General features: G+C 73.1%; 6 protein-coding genes and 1 rRNA gene. All 7 read left to right on the top strand.

The features are described 5' to 3' along the window. Positions 1-98: ribosomal RNA gene (gene rrf / locus ACFWGZ_RS37615) — 5S ribosomal RNA — on the top strand; the annotation flags it as partial. Between the two features lie 95 nt (positions 99-193). Beyond that, a complete protein-coding gene (locus ACFWGZ_RS37620; RefSeq protein ID WP_382456364.1) occupies positions 194-2626 on the top strand; it encodes a hypothetical protein in 2433 nt (810 codons plus the stop codon). After that, positions 2623-3417 (top strand): HAD-IIA family hydrolase, encoded by a 795-nt coding sequence (locus ACFWGZ_RS37625; protein WP_382456365.1) that lies wholly within the window; start codon positions 2623-2625, stop codon positions 3415-3417. The genes ACFWGZ_RS37620 and ACFWGZ_RS37625 overlap by 4 nt, the downstream gene beginning before the upstream one ends. Positions 3418-3421: 4 nt before the next feature. Next, on the top strand, positions 3422-3589 hold the full coding sequence (locus ACFWGZ_RS37630) for a hypothetical protein (protein WP_382456366.1): 168 nt from the start codon (positions 3422-3424) through the stop codon (positions 3587-3589). 6 nt (positions 3590-3595) lie between these two features. After that, positions 3596-4393, top strand: coding sequence for a TlyA family RNA methyltransferase (locus tag ACFWGZ_RS37635; protein WP_382456367.1), 798 nt, complete (start codon positions 3596-3598; stop codon positions 4391-4393). After that, positions 4390-5280 carry an NAD kinase gene (locus ACFWGZ_RS37640; protein ID WP_382456368.1) on the top strand — a complete coding sequence of 297 codons (891 nt, stop codon included), beginning with the start codon at positions 4390-4392 and terminating at the stop codon, positions 5278-5280. Before ACFWGZ_RS37635 ends, ACFWGZ_RS37640 begins: the two co-directional genes overlap by 4 nt. 80 nt (positions 5281-5360) lie before the next feature. Then, on the top strand, positions 5361-7142 hold the full coding sequence (gene recN / locus ACFWGZ_RS37645; protein ID WP_382456369.1) for a DNA repair protein RecN: 1782 nt from the start codon (positions 5361-5363) through the stop codon (positions 7140-7142). The last annotated feature ends 201 nt before the right edge of the window (positions 7143-7343 follow it).

The raw sequence follows: 7343 nt of genomic DNA on the forward strand, positions 1-7343 counted from the left end.
GGGAAACACCCGGTCCCATTCCGAACCCGGTAGTTAAGCCCTTCTGCGCCGATGGTACTGCACTGGTTACGGTGTGGGAGAGTAGGTCGCCGCCGAACTTTACTTCCCTGAAGGGGCTTGTGATCGCGGGGCACAACTACAGTGCTTCGATCACAGGCCCCTTTCAGCGTGTCCACAGTAGTAGGAGGAATTGGTGTCCAGGTTCGGGGATCGTCCCGGCGACCGTCAGCGTGGCCAGGGAGACCGACCGCGCCGTTCCGAGGGTGGCCGTCCCGCAGGCGATCGGAAGTTCAGCAGCAACTCCCAGCGCGGTGAAGGCTCCGGCGACCGCTCCACCAGCGGCGACCGTCGAGACAACCGCGCCGGCTCCGGTGACCGCGGTGGCTACCGCGGTCAGGGGTCCAGCGACCGGGGTGGCTACCGCAAGGACGACTCCGGCGATCGCGGTGGATACCGCGGTGACCGTTCGAGCGACCGCGGTGGCTACCGGAAGAGCGACTCGGACCGCGGTGGGTACCGCGGCCAGGGTTCCGGTGACCGTCCCGGTTACCGCAAGGACGACTCGAACGACCGCGGCGGCTACCGCCGCAGCGAGTCGAGTGACCGCGGCGGCTACCGCGGTGACCGGTCCGACGACCGGGGTGGCTACCGCAAGAGCGACTCGGGTGAGCGCGGCGGGTACCGCAAGAGCGATTCCGACCGCGGTGGGTACCGGGGTCAGGGCTCGAGCGACCGCGGCGAGTCCCGTGGCGGCTACCGGCGCGACGACTCGGGTGACCGCGGTGGTCGTCCGGGTGGGTACCGTCGAGACGACTCGAACGACCGCGGTGGATACCGCGGCGGCCGGTCCGACGACCGCGGCGGCGATCGCGGTGGGTACCGCAAGTCCGACTCGGGTGATCGTGGCGGGTTCCGCGGCGAGCGTTCCGGCGACCGCGGAGGGTTCCGTCGCGACGACTCCGGCGATCGGGGTGGCTACCGTCGCAGCGAGGGTTCCTCCGGCGGTGGCTTCCGTTCGGACCGCGGTGGCGAGCGCGGCGGATACCGCCGGGACGACTCGGGCGACCGTGGCGGATACCGCGGTTCCAACGACCGCAGTTCGAGCGACCGCGGTGGGTACCGCGGCGACCGGTCGGACGACCGTGGCGGCTACCGCAGGAGCGAGGACCGCGGTGGGTACCGCGGCCAGGGCTCGGGCGACCGCGGCGAGTCCCGTGGCGGCTACCGGCGCGACGACTCCGGCGACCGTGGTGGCTACCGGGGCGACCGGTCCGGTGGTGACCGTGGCGGGTTCCGTCGCGACGACTCGGGCGACCGGGGTGACCGCGGTGGTTACCGGGGTTCCAACGACCGCAGCTCGAACGACCGCGGCGGCTACCGCAAGAACGACTCGAACGACCGCGGCGGCTACCGGCGCGACTCGCGTCCCGGCGACCGCGACAACGCGCGCACCGGCGGACGTCCCGGCTACCAGCGCGACGACCGGCGCGATGACCGCAGGGACGAGCGCAAGGACGAGCGCAGCCGTGAGCGTGCGGCCCGGTTCCAGGAGCGCCTGGCCGACCAGGAGAACACCGGCGACGCCGCCAAGAGCGACGCCGCCGCCGAGGTGACCTCCGAGGGCGCGCGGGCCGGCTACCGCCTCGGTGACGGCGCCGCGGCCACCCGTGCCGCCGCCGGCCGCGAGCAGGCGTCCGAGGACGCCGACGACGTGACGGCCACCGACGACACAGTCGCGGGCGACACGGTCGCGGCCGACGCCGAGGACGGCGACACCGGTGCCCCGGAGGACGTCGAGGCCGGTGGCGCCGAGCGCGCTGCTGCCGCGGCCCCCGCCGCCGAAAGCCCCGCTGACGAGAGCCACGCCGACGAGGCCGAGCAGCGCGACGAGGCCCCCGCTCCCCGCGGCGGGCGTCCCGAGCTGCCCGAGGAGGCCGACCTCTCGCTGCTCGACCCGGAGATCAAGGCCGAGCTGCGCAGCCTCCCCAAGGGGCTCGCGGAGATCGTCGGACGGCACCTGGCCGCGGCCGGGCTGCTGATCGACGAGGAGCCCGAGCTCGCCCTGGAGCACGCCCGGTACGCGCGCAGCAAGGCGGCGCGGGTCGGTGTCGTGCGCGAGGCGGCGGGTCTCACCGCCTACTTCGCGGACGAGTGGGCCGAGGCCCTCAGCGAGCTGCGGGCCGCGCGCCGGATGATGGCCGGACCGGGCCACCTGGCGATCATGGCCGACTGCGAGCGGGCGCTCGGGCGTCCCGAGCGGGCCATCGACCTCGCGAAGGACCCGTCGGCCAAGGAGCTCAGCCAGGAGGACGAGATCGAGCTGCGGATCGTCGCGGCCGGAGCTCGTCGCGACATGGGCCAGCTCGAGGCCGCCGTCGTGGCGCTGCAGGGACCGGACCTCGATCCGGGGCAGCGCACCCCGTACTCCGCGCGGCTCTTCTACGCTTACGCCGACAACCTGGCGGCCGCCGGTCGCACGGAGGAAGCGGTCAAGTGGTTCCTCAACGCCGCCGAGGCCGACGACGAGGGTGAGACGGACGCCGCCGAGCGCGCGTTCGAGCTGACCCACGACGAGACCGGGACCACCCCCGCAGAAAGCACCCCAGAGGAGACCGGGCAGCAGTGAGCGAGACGTTGGTCGACCGGTACGACGCCCTGCTGATCGACCTCGACGGCACCGTCTACCGCGGTGCGGAGGTCGTGCCCGGCGCGGTGGAAGCCGTCGCCAGGGCCAGGGCGCACGGCGTCGGGATCCGGTTCGTCACCAACAACGCGTCTCGTTCGCCGCAGGCGGTCGCGGAGCACCTCCTCGAGCTCGGGTTCGACACGAGCGTCGAGGAGGTCAGCACCTCCTCGCAGGCCGGAGCGGCGATGCTCGCCGAACGCCTGCCCCAGCACTCCACCGTGCTCGTGCTCGGCACCAAGGCCCTCGAGGCCGAGGTGCTCAAGCGCGGGCTCACCCCGACCGACACCGCCGAAGGCGCGGTGGCGGTCCTGCAGGGGCTGTCCATGGACCTCGGCTGGCGCGAGCTGGCCGAGGCCGCGGTGGCCATCCGCTCCGGTGCGCTGTGGGTGGCGTGCAACGTCGACGTCACCCTGCCCACCGAGCGCGGGCTCCTGCCCGGCAACGGCTCCCTGGTCGCGGCGCTCAAAGCCGCCACCGACCAGGAGCCGCTCGTCGCCGGCAAGCCCGCCACCCCGCTGCTGCAGCAGGCCGCCAAAGACCTCGGCGCGCACCGGCCGCTCGTGATCGGCGACCGGCTCGACACCGACGTCCTCGGCGCGGTCAACGCCGGGATGGACTCGCTGCTCGTGCTCACGGGCGTGTCCACGGAGGAAGACGCGCAAGCGCTTCCGGCCGCGCAGCGGCCCACGTATGTCGGCGCGGACCTGTCGGTACTGCATCGGCTACCGTAGGTCCGTGAACTACCCCCTGCCCGGACCGCCACCCAACCCGGCCGACGCCATCGGTGGCGCGCTGGAGAGGCTCGACGGGCTCGAGAACGTTCCCCTCGCCGAGCACGTGGCGCGCTTCGACGCCGTGCACGCGACGCTCACCGACGCGCTGTCGAGCATCGACAAGGTGTGATGCACAGTGCCTCGCAGGGTGCGGCTCGACGCCGAACTCGTGCGCAGGGGGCTCGCCCGGTCCCGTGAGCACGCCAGCCAACTCGTCGCGGACGGCCGCGTCACGGTGCGCGGCACCGTCGCGACCAAGCCCGCGACCGCCGTGGAGACCTCCGACGCGGTCGTCGTCAAGGACCTCGACACCGACCCCCACTGGGCGTCGCGGGGCGCGCACAAGCTGATCGGCGCGCTCGAGGGCTTCCGGATCGACCCGAGCGGCAAGCGCTGTCTCGACGCCGGCGCGTCCACCGGCGGTTTCACCGACGTGCTGCTGCGCGGAGGTGCGCGACAGGTCGTCGCGGCCGACGTCGGCAGGGGTCTGCTCGACTGGAAGCTGCAGACCGACGACCGGGTCGTGGTCAAGGACAAGACCAACGTCCGCACCCTCACTCCCGAGGACATCGGCGGCACGGTTGAACTCGTGGTGGCCGATCTTTCGTTTATCTCGTTGAGGCTTGTGCTTCCCGCACTGGCCGCGTGCCTCGACGAGGAAGGCGATCTGCTGCCGATGGTCAAGCCGCAGTTCGAGGTCGGGAAGGAACGGCTCGGCTCGGGTGGCGTCGTGCGCGACCCGCAGCTCAGGGCCGAGGCCGTCCTCGAGGTGGGCAGGGCAGCGCAGGAGTCGGGACTGGCCGTGCACGGGGTCGTCGCGAGCCCGCTGCCGGGACCGTCCGGCAACGTCGAGTACTTCCTCTGGCTCCGCAAGGGCGACCCGGTCGACCCCGCGGAGATGGTGCGCACCGCCGTCGAAGAAGGGCCCCAATGAGGGAAGTCCTGCTGGTCGTCCACACCGGGCACCAGAGCAACATCGATCTCGCCCGTCAGGTGGCCGGCCGTCTCGCGGTCGGGGGCGTCACGACCAGGGTGCTCGACGACGAGGCGCGTGACCTCGGCCCGTCGTGCTGCACCAAGGTCGTGCCCGCCGACGACCACGCCGCCGAGGGCACCGAGCTGGTGCTCGTCCTCGGCGGCGACGGCACGTTCCTGCGCGGCGCGGAACTCGCGCGCCCGGCGCGGGTGCCGGTGCTGGGCGTCAACCTCGGCCGCGTCGGGTTCCTCGCGGAGGCCGACTCGGACGCGGTGCACGAGGCCGTCGGCCACGTGCTCGAACGCGACTACTTCGTGGAAGAGCGCATGACGCTCGACCTCGTGGCGACGGTCGGCGGCGAGGTCGTCGTCAAGACCTGGGCGCTGAACGAGGTCAGCGTCGAGAAGCTGATCCGCGAACGCATCCTCGAGGTCGTCATCGAGGTCGACGGGCGGCCCGTGTCGGCGTTCGGCTGCGACGGCGTGCTGTGCGCGACGCCGACGGGCTCGACCGCCTACGCGTTCTCCGCCGGCGGACCGGTCGTGTGGCCGGACGTGCAGGCGATCCTGGTGGTGCCGAGCAACGCGCACGCGCTGTTCGCCCGCCCGCTGGTCGTGTCGCCGAAGTCGCACGTGGCGTTTGAGATCGAGTCGACCGGGCACCCGGCGGCGTTGTCCGCGGACGGGCGGCGCACGTTCGAGCTGCCCGCGGGCGCGCGGATCGAGATCGTGGAGGGCGAGATGCCGCTCAGGCTCGTGCGGCTGCGCCAGGCACCGTTCACGGACCGGCTGGTCGAGAAGTTCGACCTGCCGGTGAAGGGATGGCGGGGACCATCGGCAGGCTGATCGCGCCGCTCGGTGCGTCGGCGCTGTCTCGTTGCGGTGCCCGCGAAGAAATGTCGGACTCGACAAGTAAGGTTCGCCCTGTGCTGGCCGAGATGCGCATCAAGGGCCTCGGCGTGATCGACGAGGCCACCCTGGAACTGGACCCCGGATTCACCGTCGTCACCGGTGAGACGGGCGCGGGCAAGACCATGGTCGTGACGGGGTTGCACCTGCTCGGCGGTGGCCGGGCGGAGGCGTCCCGCGTGCGCACCGGAGCGGACAGGGCGGTGGTCGAGGGCCGCTTCCAGGCTCCGGCGGGCAGCCCTGCCGCGAAGGTCGCGGAGGAGGTCGGCGGCGAGGCCGACGAGGACGGGTCGCTGATCGCGATCCGCACCGTCGGTGCCGACGGCCGCTCACGCGCGCACGTCGGCGGTCGCTCCGTGCCGGTCGGCGTGCTGTCCGAGCTGGCGGAGCAGCTGATCGCCGTGCACGGGCAGAACGACCAGCTGCGCCTCATGCGCCCGACCGAGCAGCGCGGTGTGCTGGACCGCTTCGCGGGCGACGACGTGGCGGAGCCGTTGCGCTCCTACCAGTCCGTGCGCGAGGAGTGGCTGCGCGTCTCGACGGAGCTGAAGGAACGCACCGAGCGTTCCCGCGAGCTCGCGCGCGAGGCCGACCTGCTGCGGCACGGCCTGACCGAGATCGACGCGGTCGCCCCGCTGCCGGGCGAGGAGACCGAGCTGCACGACGAGGCCCGCCGCCTCGCCGACGCGGACCAGCTGCGCGAAGCGGCGCAGGGCGCGCAGTACGCGGTGTCCGGTTCGCTGGAGGGCGACCCGGACAACCCCGGTGCGCTCGGCCTGATCTCCGAGGCCGCCCGCCGCCTGTCCACGTCCGAGGACCCGAAGCTGCGCGACATGGAACCGCGCCTGGTCGAGGCCGCGACGCTGCTCGCGGACGTCGGCGCGGAGATCTCCGGCTACCTGGACCACCTCGAGGCCGACCCCGGCCGCCTGGAGCAGGTGCTGCAGCGCCAGGCCGAGCTGAAGGCGCTGACCCGCAAGTACGCGGCGGACGTCGACGGCGTGATCGCCTGGGCCGCGGACGCCCGTTCACGCCTGGAGGGCATGGACACCTCCGAGGAGGCACTGGCGGCACTGGCGCAGCGCCGCGACGCGCTGGCCGTGGAGCTGGCCGGACTGGCCGAACGCGTCACCGCTGCCCGCGTCGAGGCCGCCCTCGAACTGGGCAAGGCCGTCACCGAGGAGCTCGACGGCCTCGCGATGCCGCACGCCTCGGTCGAGCTGGCCGTGCGCCCCCGCCACGCGGAGTCGGGCGACCAGCAGGCCCTGCCGGTCGGCCGCTCGATCCTGCACGCGGGCTCGTCCGGCGTCGACGACGTGGAGCTGCGCCTGATCTCGCACCCCGGTGCACCGGCGCTGCCGGTGCACAAGGGCGCGTCCGGCGGCGAGCTGTCCCGCGTGATGCTGGCGCTGGAAGTGGTGCTGTCGCACTCGGACCCGGTGCCGACCCTCGTCTTCGACGAGGTGGACGCCGGCGTCGGCGGCCGCGCCGCGGTCGAGGTGGGCCGCAGGCTCGCCCGCCTGGCGCGCTCGCACCAGGTCATCGTCGTGACGCACCTGCCGCAGGTGGCGGCGTTCGCGGACCGGCACCTGGTGGTGGACAAGTCCGCCGACGGCACCTTCACCCGCTCCGCCGTGCGCAAGCTCGACGAGACGCAGCGGGTGGTGGAGCTGGCCCGCATGCTCGCCGGCATGGACTCGACCGACACCGGCCGCGCGCACGCCGAGGAGTTGCTGGCGGCGGCGAAGGCGGACAAGTCGGCGACGCCCGTGGTGCGGCGGCGCAAGAAGAAGGCCTGACGCGACAGCCCCGGCCGGGGCTCGGCGCGTGGTGGTGTGGCTGCCTGGCCGGGCGATCGGGCTCGGTCAGCGTGCCGCCGTTGGGCTGGGCGGCGCCGTGGTGGCGTAGCTGTCGAGCCGGGCGACTGGGCTCGGACAGTGCGCTACCGCCTGGAATGCTCGCCCGCGTTGCCGCACGAAGCGGCGCGACGCCTCCGGTGT

This window comes from Lentzea sp. NPDC060358 (assembly GCF_042725365.1).
Taxonomy (GTDB): domain Bacteria; phylum Actinomycetota; class Actinomycetes; order Mycobacteriales; family Pseudonocardiaceae; genus Lentzea.

What these genes read in the sequence shown, in the direction of transcription:
- ACFWGZ_RS37640 (WP_382456368.1), top strand. Translation starts at nt 4,390, where the DNA reads ATGAGGGAAGTCCTGCTGGTCGTCCACACCGGGCACCAGAGCAACATC.